A 23,501-nucleotide genomic window follows, 5' to 3' on the forward strand; every position below is an offset into this window, starting at 1 on the left:
TTTGTTCACATATTTGTCCACCTTACAGAGCCAAAATAATGGTCTCTATTTTTAGAATTTGTTCGCTTTTAACTAACCAATAACAAGAGCTTTAATTATTATGAATGTTACTGCCGATTCCGTATGGAAAAATTGTTTGGTATTTATCAAGGATAATATCCAACCGCAGGCATTCAAAACTTGGTTTGAACCCATTAAACCTATAAAGCTCTCAAACAATGCTTTGAGCATTCAAGTCCCCAGTAAATTTTTCTATGAATGGCTGGAAGAGCATTATGTGAAATTGCTCAAGGTCGCATTGACAAAACAATTGGGTGAGACTGCCAAATTGGTGTACATTATTAGAATGGAGAACACCTATGGAAATAAAGAACCGTTCACGGAAAAAATTCCTAGTTCCAACCGCGGTAATATGACTCCCCAGGAAATGGACGTTCCCATTAAATCTAAAAACCCGGAACTTCGCAATCCTTTTGTGATTCCTGGTATCCGGAATATCAAAATTGAATCGCAATTAAACCCCAATTATAATTTCGATAATTTTCTGGAAGGCGATTCCAATCGCTTGGCCCGTTCCGCAGGGATGGCCGTGGCAAATAAACCCGGGGGCACCTCCTTTAATCCCTTATTGATTTTTGGCGGCGTTGGATTGGGAAAAACGCATTTGGCACATGCCATTGGTGTAGAAATAAAGGACAAGTATCCAGAGCGTACCGTATTGTATATATCGGCGGAAAAATTTACGCAACAGTATATCGAGTCCGTTAAGAAGAATACCCGAAACGATTTCATTCATTTCTATCAACTGATAGACGTGCTGATTATTGACGATGTGCAATTCCTTTCCGGTAAATCCGGGACCCAGGATGTGTTCTTCCATATTTTCAACCACCTCCACCAAAACGGAAAACAGGTAGTCCTAACTTCGGATAAGGCTCCTGTGGACATGCAAGATTTTGAGCAGCGTCTGTTGTCCCGCTTTAAATGGGGATTATCAGCGGAGTTGCAGAGTCCGGATTATGAAACCCGAATTTCCATTTTAAAGAACAAGTTATATCGTGATGGTGTGGAAATGCCGGATGATATCATCGAATATGTGGCCAAACACATCAAGACCAATATTAGGGAATTGGAAGGTGCCATTATTTCATTGATCGCACAGTCCACCTTGAATAAAAGGGAGGTTACCATAGACCTGGCACAGCAGGTCGTTGAGAAATTCGTAAAAAATACCAAAAGGGAAGTCTCCATCGATTACATTCAAAAAGTGGTATCTGATTACTTTGAAATGGATGTGGCCACCCTTCAATCCAAAACCAGGAAACGTCATATAGTACAGGCCAGGCAATTGGCCATGTTCTTTGCCAAAAAATTCACCAAGGCCTCTTTGGCGAGCATTGGCTCGCAAATAGGCAAAAGGGACCATGCCACGGTGCTGCACGCATGCAAAACGGTCGATAACCTTGCCGAAACGGACAAACAGTTCCGAAAATACATAGACGACCTGACAAAAAAATTCTCCTAAAAAGGTATGAAAACCAAAGTCTTAATGGTTTGCCTTGGAAATATCTGTAGGTCGCCATTGGCCGAGGGCATTCTAAAAAACAAGGTAGATACAAGCATGGTTTTTGTGGATTCTGCCGGAACGGGAGGCTATCATATCGGAAATCCGCCGGATTCCCGATCCATTGCGGTCGCCAGAAAATATGGTATCGATATCAGCAATCAAATATGCCGAAAACTAACCGCTGCCGATTTGGAAGAATTTGATGTCATCTATGCCATGGACAAAAGCAATTATGGAAACATCATCGGGTTGAGCAAGAACAAGGAACAGGCACGTAAGGTTAAACTATTATTAAGTGAAGTCAAAACAGGCGATGTAGAGGTACCCGACCCATATTACGATTCGGTCGATGGATTTGAAAAGGTCTTTCAGATGATAGATGCGGCCTGTGAGGAAATTGCCAAAAAGCTTTCAGAATAACATGGCAGACGCTACATCCAAAAAGGGCAAACTCTATCTGATACCATCCACACTTGGGGAAATCCCGCCTTTGGAAGTGTTGCCCATTTCCATAAAACGGGCCATCGAGGAAATAAACATCTATATTGTAGAAAACGAAAAGACGGCCCGTCATTTTATCAAGAAACTTTCACCTAGAAAATCGCAACCCTCATTAACACTTTTTGCACTGAACAAATTTACGGAAGCATCGGAAATACCAAGTTTCCTGAATCCTTGTTTGGAAGGAAACGACGTGGGTATCCTATCCGAAGCAGGTTGTCCCGGTATCGCAGACCCAGGTGCCGCCGTAGTTCGCATCGCCCATGAAAGACAAATCCAAGTAGTACCTTTGGTAGGCCCTTCCTCCATTATACTTGCCCTTATGGCCAGTGGCATGAACGGTCAGAATTTTGCTTTCAATGGGTATTTGGCCATTGACGGTGCGGAAAGAAAAAAACAAATAAAGAAGCTGGAAAGAAAATCCAAGGAAGAAAATCAATCCCAAATCTTTATCGAGACCCCTTATAGGAACAATAAATTATTGGAGGAACTTGTTAGAACGGTTTCAGGAACTACGAGAATCTGTGTTGCCTGCGATATTACGCTGAATACCGAATATATCCGAACCAAAACCGCTTCCGATTGGAAAGTTGAACAGGTGGACCTTCACAAACGACCCGCGATCTTTATCATCCAAGCATAAAAAAACCTTGACATCGCTGCCAAGGCTTTCCCATTTTCATATCTACTTATTACTTTAAATCCTAGGATTTTTTACCGGTTTGATCATGGTAATGTCATAGCCCGAAAACATTTTAAGATAATTCGCGATGGTCGTACCGTAGCCATCAATAACATCGGTCCTACCAAATGAACGTAAATACCTTTTTACGTTTCCCGGCCCTGCCAAATGCGCTGCGGCCACGATTCCAGATTCTGTAATCTCAATTCCATTAATCTGTTTGCCCACAAATCTTTTGATATCCTTCCGTAAGATCCATTTGTTTCGGGCAATGTTCTTTTCGAATACCTCTTCCTGTAAAGAAGGGTTTTCCAAAAAGTGTATGGAATCATGTACACCTACCAAAGCCAGTGTATTCACACCAAATTGGTATTTACCCAAATAACCAAAGGAATTTACAGCTGAATAGCTTCCTTGCGATTCCTTAAAGGCCAAGGCCTCCTTAAAACCGATGTACCTGCTACCAATAAAGGGCGGCCGTACGTTCATTTTCTCAAAATAAGCTTTGTCCTGGGGGAACAAAAACGGAGGGGGTTCTTTTACTTTTAGAGCTTCTGGAACTTCAACGTTGTACAGACTGAAACTGAAGCTCGAAAAAATAAAAATCACGATAAGAGGACAAGTAAACAATATCCATCTTTTCATAAAGTGTTTTTCTTAAGACTTACAGCGAAAAAAGTGCTTGCTTAAATTTCTGGGGGCAAAGTTAGACATGTTAAAAAGGTAAAATGGCAAGAATTTGTTAAAAATATACACTTTTAGTTAACATGTCTTAAAATTCCGATTAGGGCCTATCTGTTGATTTTCTGAGCGTTAAGCCAGCGGATATACTGCTCCTTATTTCGGTTATGTTGCGCAATGTTCTCCGCGAACATGTGGTATCCAAAGTCCTCAACATTGGCCACAAAATAGTAGTAGTTGTGTTTTTCAGGACTTAAAACAGCGTCTACGGCGCTGATATCGGGCATGGTAATGGGGCCTGGGGGAACACCGGCATATTTATACGTATTATAAGGAGAGTCCATTTCCAAATCCCTGTACAGCACCCTTTTAATTATAGTGTCATAATTTCCTGTTTCCTTTTTTATAGCAAAGATTACGGTAGGGTCTGCCTGTAAGAGCATCCCGGCCCTTAATCGGTTTGCATAAACACCGGCCACCCGCGGCCTCTCGTCTACCTTGGCGGTTTCCTTGTGGACAATGGATGCCAATGCAACTACTTCATTGGGAGTCATATTTTGGGCCTTTGCCTTTGAAAGCCTATCCTCGTTCCAAAATCGTTTATATTCCTTTAGCATACGGTCCCGGAATTCCTCCGCGGAAGTGTTCCAAAAAAATTCATAGCTATTGGGAATGTAGAGGGCCAATTTGGTTTCCTGGTCAAAGCCGTTACCCACCAAAAAGTCCGTATCGTCAAAGGCTTTCAAAAGACTGAGACTATCGGCTTCAATTTGTTCGGAGATCCTACCAGCCAAAGAGGCAGTATTCTCCTGATTGTTGAAGGAAACGCGAACGGGAATATTGTTTACCCTTAGGTTGTTTATGATATCATTGTTGGTCATCCCCTTAGTAATTCGGTATTTACCACCCCTAATGTTGGAGGCATATCCCTTTCTTTCCGCGGCCTTTTGAAAGGAAGAAACATCGTTCAGCAGTGGTTGCATTTGTTCCTTTACATCGGCAAAGGAATCATTTGAGCCAATGTAAACGAAGGCCTCCTCATTATTAAAACTGGTATTGGGCGTAAAAAAAGTACTATAGACTACATACGCAAATATGCTGGCTCCTATCAATCCGAGCAGCAAAATGGCGACCACAATTTTTTTGATGTACATTATTTAAAAATCTTTTGAAACAACAGTTCGTTTTTAAAAATACCTTCGTTGAAAATCCAATCCCGTTTGGTTCCCACCAATTCAAAACCCAGTTTTTTAAATAGGTACAGGCTTCGATCGTTTCCTTCCAAAATATTGGCGTACAACTGGCGTAGATTTAAGGTCTTGGATGCATACTTACACAGTATTTCCATTGCTTCTGTACCAACACCCCTGTTTCTGTTCCCTTCATCGGAAATGACAATACCAACTCCTGCTCTTCTATTTTTAGGGTCGAAATCAAATAGATCTATCAAACCGATGGCCTCATTGTCCTGGGTACAAATAACCAAACGCAATTGTTTGACATCATAAATATCTCTATGGGCATTTTCAAGATATAATTTTAGGACATCCCTCGAGTAGGGTGCAATTGTACCACTGATTTCCCAAACGGACGGATTGTTCTCCAATTCAAAAAGCAAATCCAAGTCCGCCGTTTCCAGGGCCCTTAGCTTTATGATATTTCCCTGTAGACTTACCACGAAATCTCCCCTTTAAACACTTGCTTGGCCTCCCCTATCAAATGCACGTTGTTATAGGTATTATCGCTGTAATCAAATTCAACCTTCAAATTACCGCCCATAGCCTTTATATTCGCATAGTTATCGTTAATCTTACCTAAATGGTGCATTGCCAAGGTTACGGCGGTAACCCCTGTTCCGCAGGAAAGTGTCTCATCCTCCACGCCCCTTTCGTACGTCCTTACCTTGAAAGTGTCCTTAGACTCCTGTTCCACAAAATTGATGTTGCTACCGGTTGCACCATAGATACCGTATCGTATTTTGGAACCCTCCTTGGCAACGTTGAACTTCTCCAGATTCTTGACCATTTGCACATGGTGGGGCGAACCCGTATTTAAATACAAAGCATTGGGTTTGGTCTTCAGTTCCTTTACATCCTGCATTTTAAGGCTTACCGAAGTCCCATTGACCGTTGCGTTATGAGGTCCATCCACGGCAATGAAATCGGTTTTTTCATCGATGATACCCAAAAATTGGGCAAAGGCCACAACACATCTTCCCCCGTTTCCACACATACTCCCTTCCTTGCCATCAGCATTGTAATACACCATCCTAAAGTCGTAGGAGTTATCATTTTCAAGAAGAATGAGTCCGTCGGCTCCAATGCCAAACCTCCTATTGCACAAAAAAGCTACGAGTTCATGGTTCTCTTTCGGAAAAAATAAGGTCCGATTATCGAATAGTACAAAATCGTTCCCTGTTCCCTGATATTTATAAAAAGTAGCGGTCATAGGCCAGTTTAAAGCACAAAGATATGATTTAATTGAGGCTTCCTTGCAGTTAAAAAGTCGTTAAACCACTACTACAAAAATGGAAATGATGTAATTTTACTGTTAAAAGGTTAAAGCAGTATAGATTATGAAGAGAATTGGAGGACTTTTACTTGTTTCCATCTTTGCAGGTGCCATTACCCTGGGCGCCTATAAGTTATTCTTTGAACGACCCAATTATGCCATTGTAACCTCAGATGAGGCACAGCCTGTTTTCAGTACAAGTTATACACCAACTTCCGCTTCAGGTTCGGGCATCAATGAGGTGGACTTTACGAACGCTGCGGAACGTACCGTCAACTCCGTGGTGCATGTCAAGAACCTGACCCTTAGTACCCGTAGAAGCAGTGTTTTTGACTTCTTTTATGGTTCTGGAGGTACCGTAACCCCTCAAGTAGGAACAGGATCCGGGGTCATCATTTCCCAAGATGGTTATATCGTTACCAACAATCACGTAATAGCCAACGCAACCCAATTGCAGGTAACCTTGAACAATAATCAGACCTATGAAGCTGAATTGGTGGGTACGGACCCAAATTCAGACATTGCCCTGATTAAAATAGAGACGGATGACAAGTTGCCCTATTTGGCATTTGGGGATTCTGACAATACTAAAATCGGGGAATGGGTATTGGCTGTTGGAAACCCATTTAATTTGACATCTACCGTAACTGCGGGAATCGTGAGTGCCAAGGCCAGAAGCCTGGATACCCGTTCCAATCAATCATTCATCCAGACGGATGCCGCGGTAAATCCAGGAAATTCGGGCGGGGCCTTGGTAAATACCAATGGTGACCTTATCGGCATCAATACGGCCATTTCCTCCCAAACTGGATCCTATGTGGGATATTCCTTTGCCGTACCCAGCAATATCGCCAAAAAAGTAGTGAACGATATTATGGAATATGGGAACGTTCAAAAGGCGTTTATGGGCATAAGTCCCGCTCCCGTTAATACAAGGGATGCCATAGAAAGGGGCATAAACAACATCGACGGAGTATATATAGAAAGAATCGAGGAAGAATCCGGAGCCGATGAGGCAGGTTTGGAATTGGGCGATATTATCAAGAAAGTCGACCAAATAGATATTCACAAATATCCGGACCTTACGGGATATTTAGGCACCAAAAGACCGAACGACACCATCAATGTTACCGTTGAAAGGAATCAGGAACTGCTCACTTTGCCAGTGGTGTTGAAGGAGCGACAATTACTGGTAGTGCCGGCAATGGGCATGGAAGTGAAAAATTTGACCAAGGACGACCAAAAAAGATTTAGGACAAAATCTGGGGTTAAAATAACCGGGGTACCGGAGCGGTACCGAGGTTATGGCCTGGAGGGTAAGGTCATCGTGCAAGTGGACGATAAGGAAATAAAGAACATTTCAGATGCGGATACCGCTTTTGGGGCCATTTCAAGGTACGGTAAAACGATAATTACCATGGTCAACGAGAAGGGCGAACGAGAACGCTTAATTTTTCAATAATTCAAATTTTAAGTTTGAAAAGCATCCGCCCTAAACGGATGCTTTTTTTGTATATAGTTGTTACAAAACTTTACAAAAGGTTTAATTTTAACATCATTTATAACAACAAAACCATATGTCTCGTAAAATATCCTTCGAAAAAGAGCTGGCCTTCCAGGCAGATAGAAGAAAAGCTACCACGGAATTCATAAAGATCATCAGTGACCTGTGGTACGACAGGTCCATAGAAATCGTACTTTTTAAAAATCCTTTGATAGATCACAATGTAAGCGACATCATCCGGTTACACGAGTATGCCGGGGAGTTCGTGCAAAAACCCATTTCCATCTTTGATTCCGTTGAAATCCTTAGGGCTATCAATGATCTAAAACTCCCGCCTGCAAAATTGGATATTGGCAAATTGACCTATGAGTATCATTCTGATGATAATAATTTCAACAACGTAAAGGCATTTGTTATTGACAAACTTAAGTCGGCCACGGAATACAAAAGCATCAAACCCAAGGATGTCATTTTGTACGGTTTTGGTAGAATTGGTCGATTATTGGCCAGGGAGCTCATGTCAAAAACCGGGAAAGGCAATCAAATGCGGCTGAGGGCCATAGTTGTGCGTGGGGAACTAAATGAGGAACTATTGGAAAAGAGGGCCAGTCTATTGCGCACCGATTCCGTCCATGGCAATTTTACGGGTACCGTAACGGTAAATGCCAAGGCCAACACCCTATTGATAAATGGTACTACGGTTCAAATCATCAGTGCCAATAAACCGGAGGAAGTAGATTACACCCAATATGAAATATCCGATGCCCTCTTAATCGATAATACCGGGGCCTTTAGGGATCGGGCCCAACTATCGAGGCATTTAAATGCCAAGGGGGTATCCAAAGTACTATTGACCGCACCAGGCAAAGGTGTACCCAATATCGTCCATGGAGTAAACCATTTGGAGTACGATCCGGAGACTACGCACATATTCTCGGCCGCATCCTGCACCACCAACGCCATTACGCCTATATTAAAAGTCATAGACGATTCGGTAGGTATAAAAAAGGGACATTTGGAAACCATACACGCATATACCAATGACCAGAACCTTGTGGACAATATGCATTCTAAGTATCGTCGTGGAAGGGCCGCAGGCCTCAATATGGTGATTACGGAAACAGGTGCCGGAGAGGCCGTGGCCAAGGCACTCCCCAATCTTAAAGGTAAATTGACCTCCAATGCCATAAGGGTTCCGGTACCCAATGGATCATTGGCGATTCTCAACTTGGATATCAAAAACAAAACTTCCTTGGAAGGTATCAATACAATTGTTAAAAAGTACGCCTTGGAAGGTGATTTGGTGGAGCAAATAAAATATAGTTTGAGCAAAGAATTGGTTTCAACGGATATTGTTGGATCGGTGGCACCGGCAGTATACGATAGCGAAGCGACAATTGTTTCGGACAACGGTAAAAATTTGGTGCTTTACATTTGGTACGATAATGAATTTGGATATTCGCAACAGGTAATTAGACTTGCAAAATATATTACCAAAGTAAGACGTTATACCTATTATTAGACTTGGTACAGAACATCCTTTTTGAAAGTTTTTACGTACCTATTAATTAAAGGCTGAGGTTTTTCACCATTTAATTTTAAAAATTTACTTTAGTCTTCTCTAAATCAGTGTTAAACGGAAATTTAAATACGAATGAAAATTTCAAGGATACTAATATTATTTGCAGTCCTAATAACCACCAGTTTAAGTTTTGCGCAGGAATCTGAAGAAGATGAGTCTCTTTCTTTGGACAGCGGCCCTATAAGTAGTCAGTTCGACTATATTTCAAAAAAATCCGGAAACTATCGAGCTGACGGCGTGCGCTATGAAGTGGTAAAGGAAGTGAACCTTTATAAACTACGTGAAAATGTATTGGACTCGGTTAGGGCCTTTAACCAAAGAGCGGCCGGTTTGAATGCGACCATTTCAGAACATGAAACTACCATTAGCTCCTTGAATAAAAAACTGGAAGAAACGACTTCAAACCTCGCAGCAGTTACCGAAGAAAAGGATAGTATGTCCTTCTTGGGGATTTCGGTTTCAAAGGCCACCTATAATATTATTTTATGGACAATTATTATAGGGCTTTTCATTCTTCTTGGTATTTTCGTTTACAGGTTTAGAAATAGCAATATCCTGACCCAGGAAGCAAAACAAAATTTGGCCGAATTGGAAGTAGAATATGAAGATCATAGAAGAAGGGCCTTGGAGCGTGAACAGAAAATTAGCCGGAAACTACAGGACGAACTCAACAAACAAAAGAAAACGAAATAAGTTCCAAAGCTCCTTTAAGGGAGCTTTTTTTTATAGCATGATTGTCATAAAAGCCGGTATTGAAAACCTAGAACAAATAGTTCCATTATTTGACCAATATAGGTTTTTCTACAAGCAAGCGTCCGATTTAAAAAGAGCCGAGAATTTTTTAAGGGAACGATTTCAAAATAAGGACTCCCTTATATTCATTGCATTGTCAGAAGAGGTTCCTGTGGGTTTCACCCAACTTTATTTTACATTCTCCTCCGTATCCTTAAAACCCACCCTGATTCTAAACGACCTTTTTGTACATCCGGATTACAGAGGTCAGGGCTTTGGTGCACTTTTATTGAAAAGCGCACAACAATTTTGTGCCGAACACGAATTTAAGGGTTTGGCCTTGGAAACGGCCGTTGACAACCCTGCCCGAAGACTTTACGAGAAAATGGGTTGGGAAAAGGATTCGCACTGTTTTCACTACTTTTGGTCCGCGCAATAAAATAGCTCTTGCCATGCGAATCGATATTATAACCGTTTTACCGGAATTATTAAAAAGCCCGTTCGATGCCTCAATTCTAAAAAGAGCCATTGACAAAGGTTTGGTTGAAGTCCATCTGCACAATTTAAGGGACTATACGGACAACAATTACAATCAAGTGGACGACTATCAATTTGGAGGCGGCGCCGGCATGGTGATGATGATAGAACCGATAGATAAATGTATATCCCAACTGAAATCCCAGCGAAGCTATGATGAGATAATCTATATGACCCCAGATGGAAAGACGCTAAATCAGAAAATTGCGAACAGTCTTTCCTTACTGGAAAACATAATTATTCTTTGTGGCCATTACAAAGGGGTTGACCAACGTGTTAGGGACATGTTCATAACCAAGGAACTTTCCATTGGGGATTATGTACTTTCCGGTGGTGAATTGGGCGCTGCCGTCCTTTGTGATACCATTATAAGATTACTGCCGGGCGTGCTGAACGATGAAACTTCTGCCCTCACGGATAGTTTTCAAGACGGATTGTTGGCACCTCCAGTATACACAAGACCGGCGGAGTACAAAGGAGTGAAGGTGCCGGAGGTTTTACTGAGTGGGAATTTTGGAAAAATAGAGCAATGGCGAGAAGAAATGGCGCACGAACGAACGCAGAGACTACGACCAGATCTGTTGGAATAAAGCCCCAGGAAAATAAATAGAATAAAATATTTGTGGATTTTAAATTTCGAAGTATTTTTGCACCCTGTTAAATCAACCTCTGACGAAAATCGTGAACGTTGTTTTAATTTAATTCCGATATAAAAAATAAAATGGAATCATTAATAAAATTTGTTCAGGACGAATTTGTAACCAAGAAAGAATTTCCAAATTTCTCCGCCGGTGATACGATTACCGTGTACTACGAAATCAAGGAAGGTGAAAAAACACGTACCCAGTTCTTTAAGGGAGTGGTAATCCAAAGAAGAGGAACCGGAGCAACTGAAACTTTTACAATCCGTAAAATGTCTGGAACTGTTGGTGTGGAACGAATCTTCCCGATCAATCTTCCTGCCCTGCAAAAAATCGAGGTTAACAAGAAAGGTAAGGTACGTAGGTCACGTATTTACTATTTTAGAGGTTTGACCGGTAAGAAAGCGAGAATCAAAGAGGTTCGTTCTTAATTTCTTTACCCGAATAATACTAGAAAGACACCGAAAATCCTTCGGTGTTTTTTTATGAACAATTGTTAACATCTAAAGTTCATAAATTGTTCATTATTAATTAGTTGGAAAAACACCCTTTATTTAATATTTTTTCATTATATTTAGGTGTGATTTTAGGAAGAAAACTGAGGTAGATAGTAGTAACTTCCGATCACTATAAAGTTTACGTTCTTTATATTGTGGCTTAATCGGAATAGCTTTTTTCTAGGGAATTAGTTATGAAGATGAGCATAGGCTTTAAAGGCTGTCGCTTTTTAAACCCATGTGGGCAATAAGATTTTATAACTATCACGGTTTTCAATTTTAATGCTAAGGCAACAAAAACGAAATGTAGAGTAAATGCTTGGTTACAGAATTAAGATTGAAACACATTTCAAACGTTGATTTAGTGACGCAGAAGCAACCAAGGGTTGCAGTTCTAATTAATTTTAGAACAACATGTCTGTAAGCTATTTCTAAAAAGCCATATCAAGGTATTAGTACATTGATATGGCTTTTGTTATTTAACAAAACTTCCCAAAAGCCTGAAATATTAAGGCGCTAGCTCCAACTTTAGGCTGGATAAAATTGTATATTTGCACCGCTTGAATTAAAAAATATACGAATGTCCAAAATTTTCTATACCAAAACGGATGAGGCACCAGCCCTAGCAACGGCTTCGTTCCTACCTATTGTTAAAGCATTTACAAAGACTTCGGGAATTGAAATCGAGACCAAGGATATTTCCTTGGCAGGTAGAATTGCCGCCGTTTTTCCTGAATATTTGACCAAAGAGCAGCAAGTTCCCAATGATTTGGACGTGTTGGGAGAACTGGCAAAACAACCAGAAGCCAATATTATAAAACTACCGAACATTAGTGCTTCCATTCCGCAATTAAAGGAGGCCATCGCCGAACTACAATCGAAAGGATATAGATTACCGGATTACCCTGACGAACCAAAGACGGACGAAGAAAAGGAAATAAAGGCCAAATACGACAAAATAAAAGGAAGTGCGGTAAACCCTGTTTTAAGGGAAGGAAATTCTGATAGACGAGCTCCAAGGGCGGTAAAGAACTACGCCAAGAAAAACCCGCATTCCATGGGTGCATGGTCAGCGGATTCCAAGACGCACGTGGCTACGATGTCCCATGGTGATTTTAAATCGAACGAAAAATCATTGACCATTCCTGCCGCTACTTCAGTGCAAATCGTTCTGAATACCACTGACGGTGACAAAATTGTACTAAAGGATAAAATAGCACTTCAAACCGGCGAAATTATAGATGCTACGGTGATGAGCAAAAATGCACTTTTGGCATTTTTAAGGGAACAGGTCCAAGACGCAAAGGATAAGGGGGTTTTGTTCTCCGTTCACTTAAAGGCCACTATGATGAAGGTTTCGGACCCGATCATCTTTGGGCATGTAGTAGAAACTGTCTTTAAACCGGTCTTTGATAAAAATGCGGCGACTTTTGAGAAAATAGGGGTTAACCCTAATGACGGCTTGGAAGTACTTTTCAATAAGCTTGAAAAACTATCGGCTGATCAAAAATCGGCCATCGAAAGTGAAATCAATGACGTCCTAGAGGAAGGACCGTCACTTGCCATGGTAAATTCGGATAAAGGAATTACCAATTTGCATGTTCCCAGTGATATTATAATCGACGCATCTATGCCAGCGATGATTCGTAATTCCGGACAAATGTGGAACGCACAAGGTAAAGTCCAAGATACAAAAGCGGTTATACCTGATAGTAGCTATGCAGGAGTATACTCCGCCACGATAGATTTCTGCAAGGAACATGGAGCTTTTGATCCTACCACTATGGGTACCGTTCCTAATGTGGGCCTCATGGCGCAAAAGGCCGAAGAATATGGTTCTCATGACAAAACATTTGAAATTCCAAAAGCAGGAACGGTCCAGGTTATCGACCTAAATACCGAAGAAGCCTTATTAGAGCATTCCGTGGAAAAAGGCGATATATGGCGCATGTGCCAAGTGAAGGATGCACCTATCGAAGATTGGATCAAATTGGCGGTTTCCCGTGCCAGGGCCACCAATGTCCCCGCTATTTTTTGGTTGGATGCGAATAGGGCCCATGATAGCGAACTTATCAAAAAAGTAAAAAAATATCTCCCAGAGCAAGACACAGATGGTCTGGACATCCAAATCATGTCCCCTGAAGAGGCAACGAAATATACGCTAAAAAGAATCAAGGAAGGAAAGGACACTATTTCTGTTTCTGGGAACGTGCTTAGGGACTATTTAACGGACTTGTTCCCCATATTGGAAGTAGGCACAAGTGCCAAAATGTTGTCCATAGTACCTTTGATGAACGGCGGTGGACTTTTTGAGACCGGAGCCGGGGGATCTGCACCAAAGCATGTGGAGCAGTTCTTGGAAGAAGGACATCTTAGATGGGATTCTTTGGGCGAATTCCTAGCCCTTGGTGTATCCTTGGAATTTTATGGTGAAAAAAATAACAATCCAAAAGCCAAGGTGTTAGCCGATGCTTTGGACGCCGCCACGGAAAAGTTCCTATTGAACGATAAGTCCCCCTCACGAAAAGTAAAGGAATTGGATACTAGGGGCAGTCATTTTTATTTGGCTATGTACTGGGCAGAGGCTTTGGCGAATCAAAATGAGGATACCGAATTAAAGTCTATTTTTTCTACCATAAATTCGGAAATTAAGGGTAGTGAAGAACAGATTTTGAATGAGTTGATGAATGCACAGGGAAGTCCACAGGATGTTGGCGGTTATTACAAACCAAATCCCAATCTGGAATCCATAGCAATGCGACCCAGTGATACGTTAAATAGAATATTGGGTACCCTATAAATTGCTCAAATATTTACCACTAAAAAAGCCTCTTTACTAGAGGCTTTTTAGTTTTTAATTTTAAAATATCGTTAACCTATTAATTGGTTAGGTATTTCTAGTTATTTTTGAAAAAAACTACTATGACCAAGCCGCTTTGGCTATTTCTATTTCTTTGTTCCTGCTTTTACACACCTGTTTTTGCCCAGGAAAAATATACACTAAGCGGTGTAATTACGGAGGAATCCAGCAACGAGACCCTAATTGGTGTTACAATAGCCTTTCCTAGCTTGGGAAGTGGCGTTACAACAAACGAATATGGCTTTTATTCCATTACGCTTCCCAAAGGCGACTATCAGGCGGTAGTAAGCTATTTGGGATTTAGGGATATTATCCAAACTATTTCTTTGGATAGGGATAAGAAAATTGACTTTCAACTAGTGGAAGAAGCGGAACAGCTACAGGAAGTAGTCGTCACGGAAAACGTGGAAAAATTGGATATTAGAAAACCCCAGATGAGTGTCAACACCCTTTCTGTGGGAACTATCAAAAAAATACCTGTAATCCTTGGTGAGGCCGATGTTATAAAGTCAATATTATTACTTCCTGGGGTCACAAATGCTGGTGAGGGGGCATCGGGGTTTAACGTGCGTGGTGGCTCGGTAGACCAAAATCTCATTCTATTGGACGAGGCCATCATCTTCAATTCCTCCCATTTATTCGGATTCTTTTCGGTATTCAATCCAGATGCCATTAAGGATATCAAACTATATAAAGGCGGTATTCCTGCCAGGTATGGGGGAAGGGTTTCATCGGTTTTGGACATTTTTCAAAAGGAAGGGAACAGCAAGGAATTTAAGATGAACGGGGGCATTGGAGCCGTTGCGAGTAGGTTACTTTTAGAGGGGCCGATTGCCAAGGACAAGGCTGCTTTTCTAATTGGCGGAAGGGCTTCCTATGCCCATTTGTTCCTTCCGTTATTCGATATTGACAATACCGCTTATTTTTATGATCTGAATACCAAGATCAATTATAAAATCAATGATAACAACAACATATTTCTATCCGGTTATTTTGGTAGGGATGTATTTGGTATAAACGATAGCTTTGTAAATACCTATGGAAATGCGGTTGGTAACTTTAGATGGAACCATCTTTTTTCGGATAAACTCTTCTCCAACCTCTCCTTGATTTATTCGGACTATTACTATGGATTAAAGTTGGACTTTGTGGGCTTTAATTGGAACTCTGGCATCCGGAATTTCAATTTGAAATACGACCTAAAACACTACTTAAACGACAAATTACAGGTCAATTATGGCCTGAATAATATTTACTACCAATTCAATCCCGGTAAAATAGAACCCAGTAATGAGAATTCCGGGATCTTGGAAGAACAACTTATCCAAAAATATGCCAACGAACTTGCGGCCTATGTGGATGTGGAACATAGGTTGACGGACAATCTTAGTTTGGGCTATGGTCTCCGGTTCAGTTATTTTAATAGGCTTGGGCAGGATGAAATCAATGTCTATGCCAATGACAATCCTGTAAATTTTGACCCCCTCTTATTTATTTATCAGGAAGCGGATCCAATATCCGTTGCTACACCTGGCAGAAATGAAAGTTTGGCCCAATTTACCAATTGGGAACCCAGATTATCCTTATCCTATACTTTAAGCGAGGATAGTTCCATAAAAACGAGCTATACACGTTTGGCCCAATACCTGCACCTATTGTCCAACACGGCCTCCCCTACTCCCTTGGATGTCTGGACACCCAGCGGTCCATTTGTAAAACCGCAATTGTTGGACCAATATGCCTTGGGGTATTTCAAGAGCTTCAGTAATGACGATTATAGTTTGGAGACCGAAGTATTTTACAAGGACGTACAAAATAGAATCGATTATATTGATGGGGCGAACCTAATAGCGAATAATTCCATAGAGCAGGTAATATTAAACGGGGAAGCCAGGGCGTATGGTCTAGAGCTTTTGTTCCGCAAAAATGAAGGCAAATTCCAAGGGTGGTTGGCCTACACTTTATCCAAGTCAGAACAGCGGACACCGGGAAGGACCATAAACGGAACCAATACCTTGGAAACAGGAATAAATAATGGAAATTGGTACAACACTCCATTTGATAAGACCCACGATGTTTCTTTATTTGCGAGCTACGATTTGAATGAAAAATGGAGCTTTAACACCAATTTTGTCTACCAAACGGGACAACCTACAAATTACCCCGTAGGTCAGTTCGAGTTTCAAGGCCTAACAGTGCCTTACTACGGTCTTAGAAACGAGGAGCGTCTACCGGCTTACAACCGATTGGATGTTTCCGCAAGTCTTACCCCCAGAAAAAACAAAAACCGAAAAATGAAGGGAGAATGGGTATTCAGCATTTACAATGTATACAACCGGAGAAATGCTGCAGCCATTAATTTTAGAAGGAACGATGATACAGGAGCGAACGAAGCGGTACGGACTTCTATCTTTGGAATCGTTCCGGCGGTAACCTACAATTTTAAATTATAAGTGATGTATAGATTTATTTATTGCTTATTGGGCATAATACTTCTACAATCCTGTGAGGATGTTATAGAAGTCGATTTGCCAACAGAAACGTCACGTTTATCGGTAGATGCGGTTCTTAGAATGGACACATCGGAACCCATTACTACAGCTCAAATAAAATTGAACTTGACCAGCTCATTTTTTGATGAGAACAATCCGCTGTCCAATGCGGAGGTCCGTATACGCAACCTGGATTTTGTTTCCGATAATTCATTGGAAAGTAACGAAATCAACTTGGCGGAAGTTTCACCAGGAACTTATGAAGCAACAAGAAATACGACCTTTTTTACTTCAGGACAATTGGCATTATTTATCAATTTTAAAAACGAACAATATTATGCCACTACGAGTTTTGTCCCTACATCACCCATAGAATCGCTGGTCCAGGGCGAAGAAACATTGTTTACCGGTGACGAAACTGAAATTATAATAAGTTTTACGGATGATGGTACACGGGATGATTTTTATATTTTCGACTTCGGATTCAACGAATTTTTGGTTACCGAGGATGAATTTTACCAGGGCCAGCGTTTTGAGTTTTCGTACTTCTACGAGGATATTGAAACCGGTCAGGAGATGACCATCAGTATCCTAGGCGCCGATGAGTCTTTCTTTAATTACATGAACCAAATTATTGTTCAGGCTGGCGGTGACCAGGGTCCATTTCAAACTCCAGCGGCAACCGTTAGAGGAAATATCTTTAATGTGACGGGAATAGCAAATCCCGAGGAATTGGAATCCATTGGTCAGAACAACGATTTCCCCTTGGGATACTTTGCCGTAGTCCAGGAGTTTAAAAGAACCATTGAAATAGAATGAGAACCGATAAAGAAATGCTTTTAAAAGGGATCAAGAAATTGGCCTTCACGGTTTTGCTTATGTTTTTGGCGCCAATTGTCATTTGGCAGGCTTTTAAAAATGAAGGTCATCCCTTATATTGGCCCGTACTTGTGGTTGGCCTGTTATTGGCCTTTTATGCGGTATATTCGGGATTCAGGGGTATCCAAACGATGGTAAATGCCCTTTTTGGTGGCAATAACCATTCAAAAGAATAATTACCCAAAAATTTTATTGACACCACCAAAGGTATAATACTCCGTGGCAGGACTAGAAATTAAAAGTTTCTTTACTTCTTGGGGTTGTCCTGAGGTAGTTTATCAGGGTTGGCCGGTTTCTTCCATTTGTTATAAAGGGAACTGTAATCGTAATCCAAAACTGTTTCCTGTCTTTCCAATTGCCCGGCGGCAAAAGCCCGTTGTAATATGTCCTCTATTAAATAATCTTCCTCTACTTCATCTGGGTGGAACTCTTCCTTTATACTGATCTTAAAAAGTTTGGCAGTCGTATTGTACCAAAAGGCCCTCCATCCGTTCCTAAGATCTTTGACTAGATCAAAGGCCGTGGTTCCCGTTTGTCTGTATATCAGCTTTACTAAAATTTGCCCCTCCGTTCTGGTGAGTTTTTTCAATTCCTCTGAAAATTCCTCTTCTATATACTTTTGAACCTTGCGGGTGTATTTCTTCCGTTTTCTGGTCTTTGTAATTTTGGTAAGGCTGTCGTTCAACTCCACCAGGCGTTCCGCTGCCAATTTCGCATACGGATACACTTTATGGGTCTTCCTTCGTAATATGTAATACCTGAGTTTATCATCGTACGAAGAAAACTGAAGCTTTCCAAAGACGTAGGCCTCCTGCAGGGCAATGGAACTTTGTACTATGGAGTCCCCCGCTAGGATGATCATTTTTTCAGAAAGGGAATCCAGCTCCTGTTCAGGAACCTGACCCGCCAAATGTAGTACGGAAGTTAGAAAAACAAATAATAGTAGCCTATTTTTAAACATAGCATAGTGCGTGCAAAAGCCCTGCCAAAATTAACGATAATTGCTACAGCATATTATTAAAAACAAGTGAATATTGCTAAGTTTGTAAGCAACATTAACAAGGTAAGGCTTGCCATAATTTGAACCGATACCGCAATTGGTCATGTCAAGAACTTACTTTAGTAAATCTCGATTATCCAGTTAAACTAAAAATGCATGGCGAACAAAAACATCATCAATAAAAAATCCCTTGATTTTTTTGAAAAATACCTGAACAACGCGTCCCCAACCGGTTATGAATGGGAAGGACAAAAGCTTTGGATGGACTATTTGAAACCTTATGTGGACACCTTTATTACGGATACCTACGGAACCGCTGTGGGAGTTATTAATCCCGATGCGAAATATAAAGTGGTTATAGAAGGGCATTCCGATGAAATTTCATGGTATGTCAACTATATTACCGATAATGGCCTTCTTTATGTAATCAGAAATGGGGGTAGCGACCATCAAATTGCGCCCAGTAAATGGGTGAACATTCATACCAAAAACGGTATCGTAAAAGGAGTTTTTGGATGGCCGGCCATTCACACCCGGAAAAACGACAAGGAAGAACCGCCAAAATTGGACAATATTTTTATCGATATAGGTGCCAAGGACAAGGCCGAAGTCGAAAAAATGGGCGTCCATGTAGGTTGTGTCATCACCTATCCAGATACATTCCAGGTATTAAACGGTGATAAATATGTCTGTAGGGCGATAGACAACAGGGCCGGTGGATTCATGGTTGCCGAGGTTGCCAGACTTTTACAAGAAAACAAAAAGAAACTTCCTTTCGGACTCTATATCACCAATTCCGTTCAAGAGGAAATCGGCCTTCGAGGTGCCGAGATGATAACACAGACCATAAAACCGAACGTTGCCATCGTCACAGATGTTTGCCATGATACTACCACCCCTATGATCGAGAAAAAGACACAGGGACATACAGAAATTGGTGCAGGCCCCGTAATTTCCTACGCTCCTGCGGTTCAAAATAAACTTAGGGAACGTATTATTGAAACGGCCGAAGCCAAAAAAATACCTTTCCAACGCTTGGCTGCTTCCAGAATGACAGGAACGGATACGGATGCCTTCGCCTATAGTAACGGAGGTGTTGCTTCCGCATTGATTTCATTGCCTTTGCGCTATATGCATACCACTGTGGAAATGGTGCATAAGGATGACGTGGAAAATGTCATTCGATTGATTTACGAAACACTATTGAATATTAAGGAAGGGGAAACCTTTAGCTATTTTGATTAAGCCCCTCCTAAAGAGGCTGTCTAAAAAGTAATTTCTTCTGTCAATTCGAGCGAAGTCGAGAATTATAACTTATTGGTTATTAATGCATCTCGACTGCGCTCGATGTGACATATGAATGAAATTGCGACTTTTTAGACAGCCTCCTTAAAGTGCAGCAGTAAATACACCTAGGCGGACACAAGAATCAAGACCTGTCAGGTTTTAAAAACCTGACAGGTCTATTTTCCATTTTTCGATGACTTCCTTACTATGGACGAATTAATAGACATTTTGGATGCGGACGGAAATCCTACCGGACAATCGTGCATGAAATCGGAAGCGCACCGGGATGGACTTTTTCATCCTACCGTTCATATTTGGTTTTATACTTCCGACGGTGAGGTACTACTTCAACAAAGAGGTAAGGATAAAGATACCTATCCCTTACTTTGGGATGTTTCCGTAGCCGGACACGTAGGGACCGGTGAAGATATAGAGGAATCTGCGGTCAGGGAGGTGGCCGAGGAAATTGGTCTAAAAATAAGACCTTCTGATTTACAAAAGATTGGAGTGTTCAAATCGGTTCAAAAACATTCGGAACACTTTATCGACCGTGAGTTCCATCATACCTTTGTGTGCGAACTAAAGCAACCGATGGAAAACCTAAAAATGCAGGAAAGCGAAGTGGAAGCTTTGGACAGTATACCCATTTCCCAATTCAAAAAGGAGGTTTTGGATTCGATGCCGGACAAATACGTTCCACACAAAAAAAAATATTACGAAACGATTTTCAAGGCACTGGAAAGCAAACTTATAGAGAATCGATAAATTGCTGCGTGTCCGCAAGAGAATATGTTTTTTGCTCCCCGTTTTGCATGTTCTTCACCACGAAAGAACTATTGTTCAATTCCTCCTCGCCTAAAAGCACCACATAGGGCACATTCCGATTGTTGGCATATTTGAACTGCTTGTTCAGTTTTGCAACGGAGGGGTATATATCGGCCTTAATTCCATGCTTTCGTAAGACTGTGGTAAGCTTCAGGGCAGCCAAACCTTCCTTGACCCCAAAATTCAAACATAATACGTCCAAAGAACGATCTATGGCTTCGGGAAAGAGATTTAATTCCTCCAAGACAAGGTAAATTCGGTCTAAACCAAAAGAAATTCCCACACCGCTAACATCCTTTAATCCAAAAATTCCCGTAAGGTCATCATAACGACCGCCGCCACCAATTGATCCCATGGAGACACCCTCTGGAGCAGCTACTTCAAAAATGGCCCCCGTATAATAGTTCAATCCCCGGGCCAATGTAACGTCAATGACCAATTTGGCTGACTGCATGCCCAAACTGGCAATGGTTTCCATAATAAACCGAAGTTCATCCACGCCTTTTTTCCCTTCTTTGGAGTTTTCCAATAAGGCATCCAAGGCATCCAATTGATCGGTATTACTGCCTTTTAAGTTGAACAAGGGTGCGGCCTTTTCAATCGCGGATTCCGAAATTCCTTTGGACAACATTTCTTTCTTAACACCGTCCTCCCCTATCTTATCCAATTTATCCAAGGCTACGGTAAAATCTATCAATAAATCCTTGGCACCTATGACTTCGGCAATACCGGCAAGAATTTTACGATTGTTCAATTTAATGGTAACGCCGTCCAACTTCAATTCCGTAAAAACGGTATCGTACAACTGAATAAGTTCTACTTCCTGCAACAAAGAATCCGAGCCAACTACATCCGCATCACATTGATAGAATTCCCTGAACCTCCCTTTTTGTGGCCTATCCGCACGCCATACAGGCTGTATCTGATAGCGTTTAAAAGGAAAATCCAGTTCATTTTGGTGCATGACTACGTATCGGGCAAAAGGTACGGTTAAATCATAGCGTAAGGCCTTTTCAGAAATACTTGAAGTTATTTTATTAGAATCCTTTAAACTGTATAATTCGTCATTGACCTTGTTCAAAAAGTCTCCCGAATTCAAAATCTTAAAAATGAGTCGATCGCCCTCATCCCCATATTTGCCCATCAAGGTTTCCGAATTTTCAAAGGACGGAGTTTCAATAGGCTGAAAACCAAAGGTTTGAAAATGTCTTTTGACTACATCAAAAATATAGTTTCGCTTTACAACTTCGGAGGGTGTAAAATCGCGGGTACCTTTGGGTATGGAAGGTTTTTGTGCCATGGATATTTTATGAGTTGCAAATATAAGTCTCCCCATAATCCCTTCCAAAGAAGAGGAAGTACTAACCGAGAAACTTATTCTCCCCCATTGGGGGAGTTAGAGGGGGCTTATGGGGCTTCTATAACGTTATCGAACCACTGGTACAATTCCCCTTTGGTGATGACCGCACCTTGTTTGATCAATTCAAACTTATCTTGATTTGGGTCGTCCGTATACGCTTTGGAGGCCGTCATATAATCCACGAAGTCGGATTGCCAGTTTTTTCGGAACCAATCAAAACCTACCTTGGTCGTCAAATCGATTTCCGGATTCATGATTTTTACGGCGATTAGTTTCATTTCTTTATCGGTCAGGTGAAATAGGTGCATTTGTCGCGCCGATATATTCTCCAAATAAGTTACTTTGGACAAAACCCCTTCCCAAACCAAATCGCTGAAAACATCCAACTCCTCTTCCGCCACTTGTGGCTTGTGTTTCTTGATTTCATCCCACTGGGCCTTATCGATGGACTGTGTAGCCAAAAAATTGATGAACTCTGGATGAAGTTCTTCCAATTGTTCCTTCGTAAGTCTCGCGTATTTCATATGGTTCTTTGAATGGGTAAAATAAATAAGCCCTCCAGTTTCCTGAAAGGCTTATCGTATTATTTACAATCAGATTAATTCTGCTCTGCCACTACCTCAAAAGGGAAATCTACCACAACCTCCCTGTGTAATCGTATCTGGGCATTGTAAGGACCCGTTCTTTTAACGGAACCACCTTGGATACTGATAAACTTCTTGTCAATAGTGTGACCTTCCTTTTCGATTGCCTCGGCCAAATCGCCATTGGTAACGGAACCGAACAATTTGTCTCCTGCGCCAGCCTTGGCAGCAATTTTCAATTCCAAGGCCTTTAGGGCTTCAGCTGTCTTTTTAGCGGCATCCACAACTTTCTTTTCTTTGTGGGCCCTTTGCTTTAAAGTTTCGGCCAATACTTTTTTAGCTGATGGTGTGGCCATGGTCGCCAAGCCTTGTGGAATAAGGTAGTTTCTACCGTATCCGTTCTTTACGCTCACCAAGTCATCTTTAAAACCTAAATTCTCTACGTCTTCCTTTAATATAAGCTCCATGATTCTTTTCTTTTATTTTAATAAATCACCAACATATGGCATTAACGCCAAATGACGAGCTCTTTTTACCGCTTGGGCCACTTTTCGCTGATACTTCAAGGAAGTACCTGTAAGCCTTCTAGGTAACAACTTACCTTGCTCGTTTACCAATTTCATTAAAAAGTCCGCATCCTTATAATCCACATATTTAATGCCGGATTTTTTAAACCTACAGTACTTCTTTTTGGTATTGGTCTCAATATTTAATGGGGTAAGGTATCTGATTTCCCCATCTTTTTTACCTTTTGCCTGTTGTTGTAATGTTGCCATAGT

Annotated in this window: 24 protein-coding genes; 15 read left to right on the forward strand and 9 right to left on the reverse strand. The window is 41.2% G+C overall.

The window, feature by feature from the left end; translation table 11 throughout:
• Positions 1 to 100: 100 nt before the first annotated feature.
• The 3 genes from dnaA to ACZ41C_RS00015 are packed head-to-tail and all read left to right on the forward strand — an operon-like array spanning position 101 to position 2,711.
• Positions 101 to 1,525, forward strand: coding sequence for a chromosomal replication initiator protein DnaA (gene dnaA, locus ACZ41C_RS00005; protein ID WP_138258900.1), 1,425 nt, complete (start codon positions 101 to 103; stop codon positions 1,523 to 1,525).
• 6 nt (positions 1,526 to 1,531) lie between these two features.
• Entirely contained in the window at positions 1,532 to 1,987 is a 456-nt protein-coding gene (locus ACZ41C_RS00010; protein ID WP_464563402.1) for a low molecular weight protein-tyrosine-phosphatase, read from the forward strand.
• Between the two features lies 1 nt (position 1,988).
• Complete coding sequence (locus ACZ41C_RS00015) at positions 1,989 to 2,711, forward strand: SAM-dependent methyltransferase (protein ID WP_138258902.1); 723 nt, start codon at positions 1,989 to 1,991, stop codon at positions 2,709 to 2,711.
• Between the two features lie 54 nt (positions 2,712 to 2,765).
• On the opposite strand, the gene ACZ41C_RS00020 is transcribed toward ACZ41C_RS00015, so the two are convergent.
• From ACZ41C_RS00020 to dapF, 4 genes are all read right to left on the reverse strand, one after another.
• Positions 2,766 to 3,395, reverse strand: a complete 630-nt coding sequence (locus ACZ41C_RS00020; RefSeq protein WP_154919019.1) for a hypothetical protein — start codon at positions 3,393 to 3,395, stop codon at positions 2,766 to 2,768.
• Positions 3,396 to 3,541: 146 nt separating this feature from the next.
• Positions 3,542 to 4,585 (reverse strand): endolytic transglycosylase MltG, encoded by a 1,044-nt coding sequence (gene mltG / locus ACZ41C_RS00025; RefSeq protein ID WP_464563404.1) that lies wholly within the window; start codon positions 4,583 to 4,585, stop codon positions 3,542 to 3,544.
• Positions 4,585 to 5,109, reverse strand: coding sequence for a GNAT family N-acetyltransferase (locus ACZ41C_RS00030; protein ID WP_464563406.1), 525 nt, complete (start codon positions 5,107 to 5,109; stop codon positions 4,585 to 4,587). Before ACZ41C_RS00030 ends, mltG begins: the two co-directional genes overlap by 1 nt.
• Complete coding sequence (dapF, locus tag ACZ41C_RS00035; protein WP_464563408.1) at positions 5,103 to 5,879, reverse strand: diaminopimelate epimerase; 777 nt, start codon at positions 5,877 to 5,879, stop codon at positions 5,103 to 5,105. Before dapF ends, ACZ41C_RS00030 begins: the two co-directional genes overlap by 7 nt.
• A gap of 127 nt (positions 5,880 to 6,006) precedes the next feature.
• On the opposite strand from dapF, the gene ACZ41C_RS00040 reads away from it, so the two are divergent.
• From ACZ41C_RS00040 to ACZ41C_RS00085, 10 genes are all read left to right on the forward strand, one after another.
• On the forward strand, positions 6,007 to 7,404 hold the full coding sequence (locus ACZ41C_RS00040; RefSeq protein ID WP_464563410.1) for a S1C family serine protease: 1,398 nt from the start codon (positions 6,007 to 6,009) through the stop codon (positions 7,402 to 7,404).
• A gap of 115 nt (positions 7,405 to 7,519) precedes the next feature.
• Positions 7,520 to 8,968, forward strand: coding sequence for a glyceraldehyde-3-phosphate dehydrogenase (locus tag ACZ41C_RS00045; RefSeq protein WP_464563412.1), 1,449 nt, complete (start codon positions 7,520 to 7,522; stop codon positions 8,966 to 8,968).
• A gap of 132 nt (positions 8,969 to 9,100) precedes the next feature.
• The gene (locus tag ACZ41C_RS00050) at positions 9,101 to 9,721 is read left to right on the forward strand and encodes a tRNA (guanine-N1)-methyltransferase (RefSeq protein ID WP_138258909.1); all 621 of its coding nucleotides are present in this window, start codon (positions 9,101 to 9,103) and stop codon (positions 9,719 to 9,721) included.
• 37 nt (positions 9,722 to 9,758) lie between these two features.
• Positions 9,759 to 10,199, forward strand: coding sequence for an N-acetyltransferase family protein (locus tag ACZ41C_RS00055; RefSeq protein WP_464563414.1), 441 nt, complete (start codon positions 9,759 to 9,761; stop codon positions 10,197 to 10,199).
• Between the two features lie 13 nt (positions 10,200 to 10,212).
• Positions 10,213 to 10,887 carry a tRNA (guanosine(37)-N1)-methyltransferase TrmD gene (trmD, locus tag ACZ41C_RS00060; RefSeq protein WP_464563416.1) on the forward strand — a complete coding sequence of 225 codons (675 nt, stop codon included), beginning with the start codon at positions 10,213 to 10,215 and terminating at the stop codon, positions 10,885 to 10,887.
• Between the two features lie 131 nt (positions 10,888 to 11,018).
• The gene (gene rplS / locus ACZ41C_RS00065; protein ID WP_138258912.1) at positions 11,019 to 11,369 is read left to right on the forward strand and encodes a 50S ribosomal protein L19; all 351 of its coding nucleotides are present in this window, start codon (positions 11,019 to 11,021) and stop codon (positions 11,367 to 11,369) included.
• 646 nt (positions 11,370 to 12,015) lie between these two features.
• A complete protein-coding gene (locus ACZ41C_RS00070) occupies positions 12,016 to 14,235 on the forward strand; it encodes an NADP-dependent isocitrate dehydrogenase (RefSeq protein WP_464563418.1) in 2,220 nt (739 codons plus the stop codon).
• 122 nt (positions 14,236 to 14,357) lie between these two features.
• Positions 14,358 to 16,748, forward strand: coding sequence for a TonB-dependent receptor (locus ACZ41C_RS00075; protein ID WP_464563420.1), 2,391 nt, complete (start codon positions 14,358 to 14,360; stop codon positions 16,746 to 16,748).
• A 3-nt stretch (positions 16,749 to 16,751) separates the two neighbouring features.
• A complete protein-coding gene (locus ACZ41C_RS00080; protein WP_464563422.1) occupies positions 16,752 to 17,606 on the forward strand; it encodes a DUF4249 domain-containing protein in 855 nt (284 codons plus the stop codon).
• Positions 17,603 to 17,842: a DUF6095 family protein gene (locus ACZ41C_RS00085; protein ID WP_464563424.1), complete on the forward strand. Its 240-nt coding sequence runs from the start codon at positions 17,603 to 17,605 to the stop codon at positions 17,840 to 17,842. The genes ACZ41C_RS00080 and ACZ41C_RS00085 overlap by 4 nt, the downstream gene beginning before the upstream one ends.
• A gap of 71 nt (positions 17,843 to 17,913) precedes the next feature.
• Here ACZ41C_RS00085 and ACZ41C_RS00090 read toward each other — a convergent pair whose 3' ends face one another.
• Complete coding sequence (locus ACZ41C_RS00090) at positions 17,914 to 18,627, reverse strand: DUF4294 domain-containing protein (RefSeq protein ID WP_464563426.1); 714 nt, start codon at positions 18,625 to 18,627, stop codon at positions 17,914 to 17,916.
• A 195-nt stretch (positions 18,628 to 18,822) separates the two neighbouring features.
• On the opposite strand from ACZ41C_RS00090, the gene ACZ41C_RS00095 reads away from it, so the two are divergent.
• Together ACZ41C_RS00095 and ACZ41C_RS00100 are read left to right on the forward strand one after the other, a co-directional pair.
• Positions 18,823 to 19,911 carry a M42 family metallopeptidase gene (locus ACZ41C_RS00095; RefSeq protein WP_464563428.1) on the forward strand — a complete coding sequence of 363 codons (1,089 nt, stop codon included), beginning with the start codon at positions 18,823 to 18,825 and terminating at the stop codon, positions 19,909 to 19,911.
• A gap of 249 nt (positions 19,912 to 20,160) precedes the next feature.
• Positions 20,161 to 20,718: an NUDIX hydrolase gene (locus ACZ41C_RS00100; protein ID WP_464563430.1), complete on the forward strand. Its 558-nt coding sequence runs from the start codon at positions 20,161 to 20,163 to the stop codon at positions 20,716 to 20,718.
• Here ACZ41C_RS00100 and hisS read toward each other — a convergent pair.
• The 4 genes from hisS to rpsR all read right to left on the reverse strand — a co-directional run bounded on the left by hisS (position 20,702) and on the right by rpsR (position 23,498).
• Positions 20,702 to 22,078, reverse strand: coding sequence for a histidine--tRNA ligase (gene hisS, locus ACZ41C_RS00105; protein ID WP_464563432.1), 1,377 nt, complete (start codon positions 22,076 to 22,078; stop codon positions 20,702 to 20,704). The two genes, ACZ41C_RS00100 and hisS, sit on opposite strands and share 17 nt — an antisense overlap.
• A gap of 107 nt (positions 22,079 to 22,185) precedes the next feature.
• Positions 22,186 to 22,662, reverse strand: a complete 477-nt coding sequence (locus tag ACZ41C_RS00110; protein WP_464563434.1) for a DUF6495 family protein — start codon at positions 22,660 to 22,662, stop codon at positions 22,186 to 22,188.
• A 74-nt stretch (positions 22,663 to 22,736) separates the two neighbouring features.
• The gene (gene rplI / locus ACZ41C_RS00115) at positions 22,737 to 23,189 is read right to left on the reverse strand and encodes a 50S ribosomal protein L9 (protein ID WP_464563436.1); all 453 of its coding nucleotides are present in this window, start codon (positions 23,187 to 23,189) and stop codon (positions 22,737 to 22,739) included.
• Between the two features lie 12 nt (positions 23,190 to 23,201).
• Positions 23,202 to 23,498 carry a 30S ribosomal protein S18 gene (rpsR, locus tag ACZ41C_RS00120; RefSeq protein WP_138258923.1) on the reverse strand — a complete coding sequence of 99 codons (297 nt, stop codon included), beginning with the start codon at positions 23,496 to 23,498 and terminating at the stop codon, positions 23,202 to 23,204.
• Positions 23,499 to 23,501: the final 3 nt, after the last annotated feature.

The sequence above is a fragment of the Maribacter sp. C-4077 genome (assembly GCF_055378385.1).

Excerpts from the sequence above, each read along its gene's own strand:
- ACZ41C_RS00075 (WP_464563420.1), top strand. The coding sequence starts at position 14,358 with ATGACCAAGCCGCTTTGGCTATTTCTATTTCTTTGTTCCTGCTTTTAC.
- ACZ41C_RS00110 (WP_464563434.1), bottom strand. The coding sequence starts at position 22,662 with ATGAAATACGCGAGACTTACGAAGGAACAATTGGAAGAACTTCATCCA.
- ACZ41C_RS00040 (WP_464563410.1), top strand. The coding sequence starts at position 6,007 with ATGAAGAGAATTGGAGGACTTTTACTTGTTTCCATCTTTGCAGGTGCC.
- ACZ41C_RS00020 (WP_154919019.1), bottom strand. The coding sequence starts at position 3,395 with ATGAAAAGATGGATATTGTTTACTTGTCCTCTTATCGTGATTTTTATT.
- ACZ41C_RS00070 (WP_464563418.1), top strand. The coding sequence starts at position 12,016 with ATGTCCAAAATTTTCTATACCAAAACGGATGAGGCACCAGCCCTAGCA.
- rplS (WP_138258912.1), top strand. The coding sequence starts at position 11,019 with ATGGAATCATTAATAAAATTTGTTCAGGACGAATTTGTAACCAAGAAA.
- rpsR (WP_138258923.1), bottom strand. The coding sequence starts at position 23,498 with ATGGCAACATTACAACAACAGGCAAAAGGTAAAAAAGATGGGGAAATC.
- ACZ41C_RS00045 (WP_464563412.1), top strand. The coding sequence starts at position 7,520 with ATGTCTCGTAAAATATCCTTCGAAAAAGAGCTGGCCTTCCAGGCAGAT.
- ACZ41C_RS00090 (WP_464563426.1), bottom strand. The coding sequence starts at position 18,627 with ATGTTTAAAAATAGGCTACTATTATTTGTTTTTCTAACTTCCGTACTA.
- trmD (WP_464563416.1), top strand. The coding sequence starts at position 10,213 with ATGCGAATCGATATTATAACCGTTTTACCGGAATTATTAAAAAGCCCG.
- ACZ41C_RS00055 (WP_464563414.1), top strand. The coding sequence starts at position 9,759 with ATGATTGTCATAAAAGCCGGTATTGAAAACCTAGAACAAATAGTTCCA.
- ACZ41C_RS00010 (WP_464563402.1), top strand. The coding sequence starts at position 1,532 with ATGAAAACCAAAGTCTTAATGGTTTGCCTTGGAAATATCTGTAGGTCG.
- rplI (WP_464563436.1), bottom strand. The coding sequence starts at position 23,189 with ATGGAGCTTATATTAAAGGAAGACGTAGAGAATTTAGGTTTTAAAGAT.
- dapF (WP_464563408.1), bottom strand. The coding sequence starts at position 5,879 with ATGACCGCTACTTTTTATAAATATCAGGGAACAGGGAACGATTTTGTA.
- ACZ41C_RS00080 (WP_464563422.1), top strand. The coding sequence starts at position 16,752 with ATGTATAGATTTATTTATTGCTTATTGGGCATAATACTTCTACAATCC.
- ACZ41C_RS00050 (WP_138258909.1), top strand. The coding sequence starts at position 9,101 with ATGAAAATTTCAAGGATACTAATATTATTTGCAGTCCTAATAACCACC.
- dnaA (WP_138258900.1), top strand. The coding sequence starts at position 101 with ATGAATGTTACTGCCGATTCCGTATGGAAAAATTGTTTGGTATTTATC.
- ACZ41C_RS00095 (WP_464563428.1), top strand. The coding sequence starts at position 18,823 with ATGGCGAACAAAAACATCATCAATAAAAAATCCCTTGATTTTTTTGAA.
- ACZ41C_RS00085 (WP_464563424.1), top strand. The coding sequence starts at position 17,603 with ATGAGAACCGATAAAGAAATGCTTTTAAAAGGGATCAAGAAATTGGCC.
- mltG (WP_464563404.1), bottom strand. The coding sequence starts at position 4,585 with ATGTACATCAAAAAAATTGTGGTCGCCATTTTGCTGCTCGGATTGATA.
- ACZ41C_RS00015 (WP_138258902.1), top strand. The coding sequence starts at position 1,989 with ATGGCAGACGCTACATCCAAAAAGGGCAAACTCTATCTGATACCATCC.
- ACZ41C_RS00100 (WP_464563430.1), top strand. The coding sequence starts at position 20,161 with ATGGACGAATTAATAGACATTTTGGATGCGGACGGAAATCCTACCGGA.
- hisS (WP_464563432.1), bottom strand. The coding sequence starts at position 22,078 with ATGGCACAAAAACCTTCCATACCCAAAGGTACCCGCGATTTTACACCC.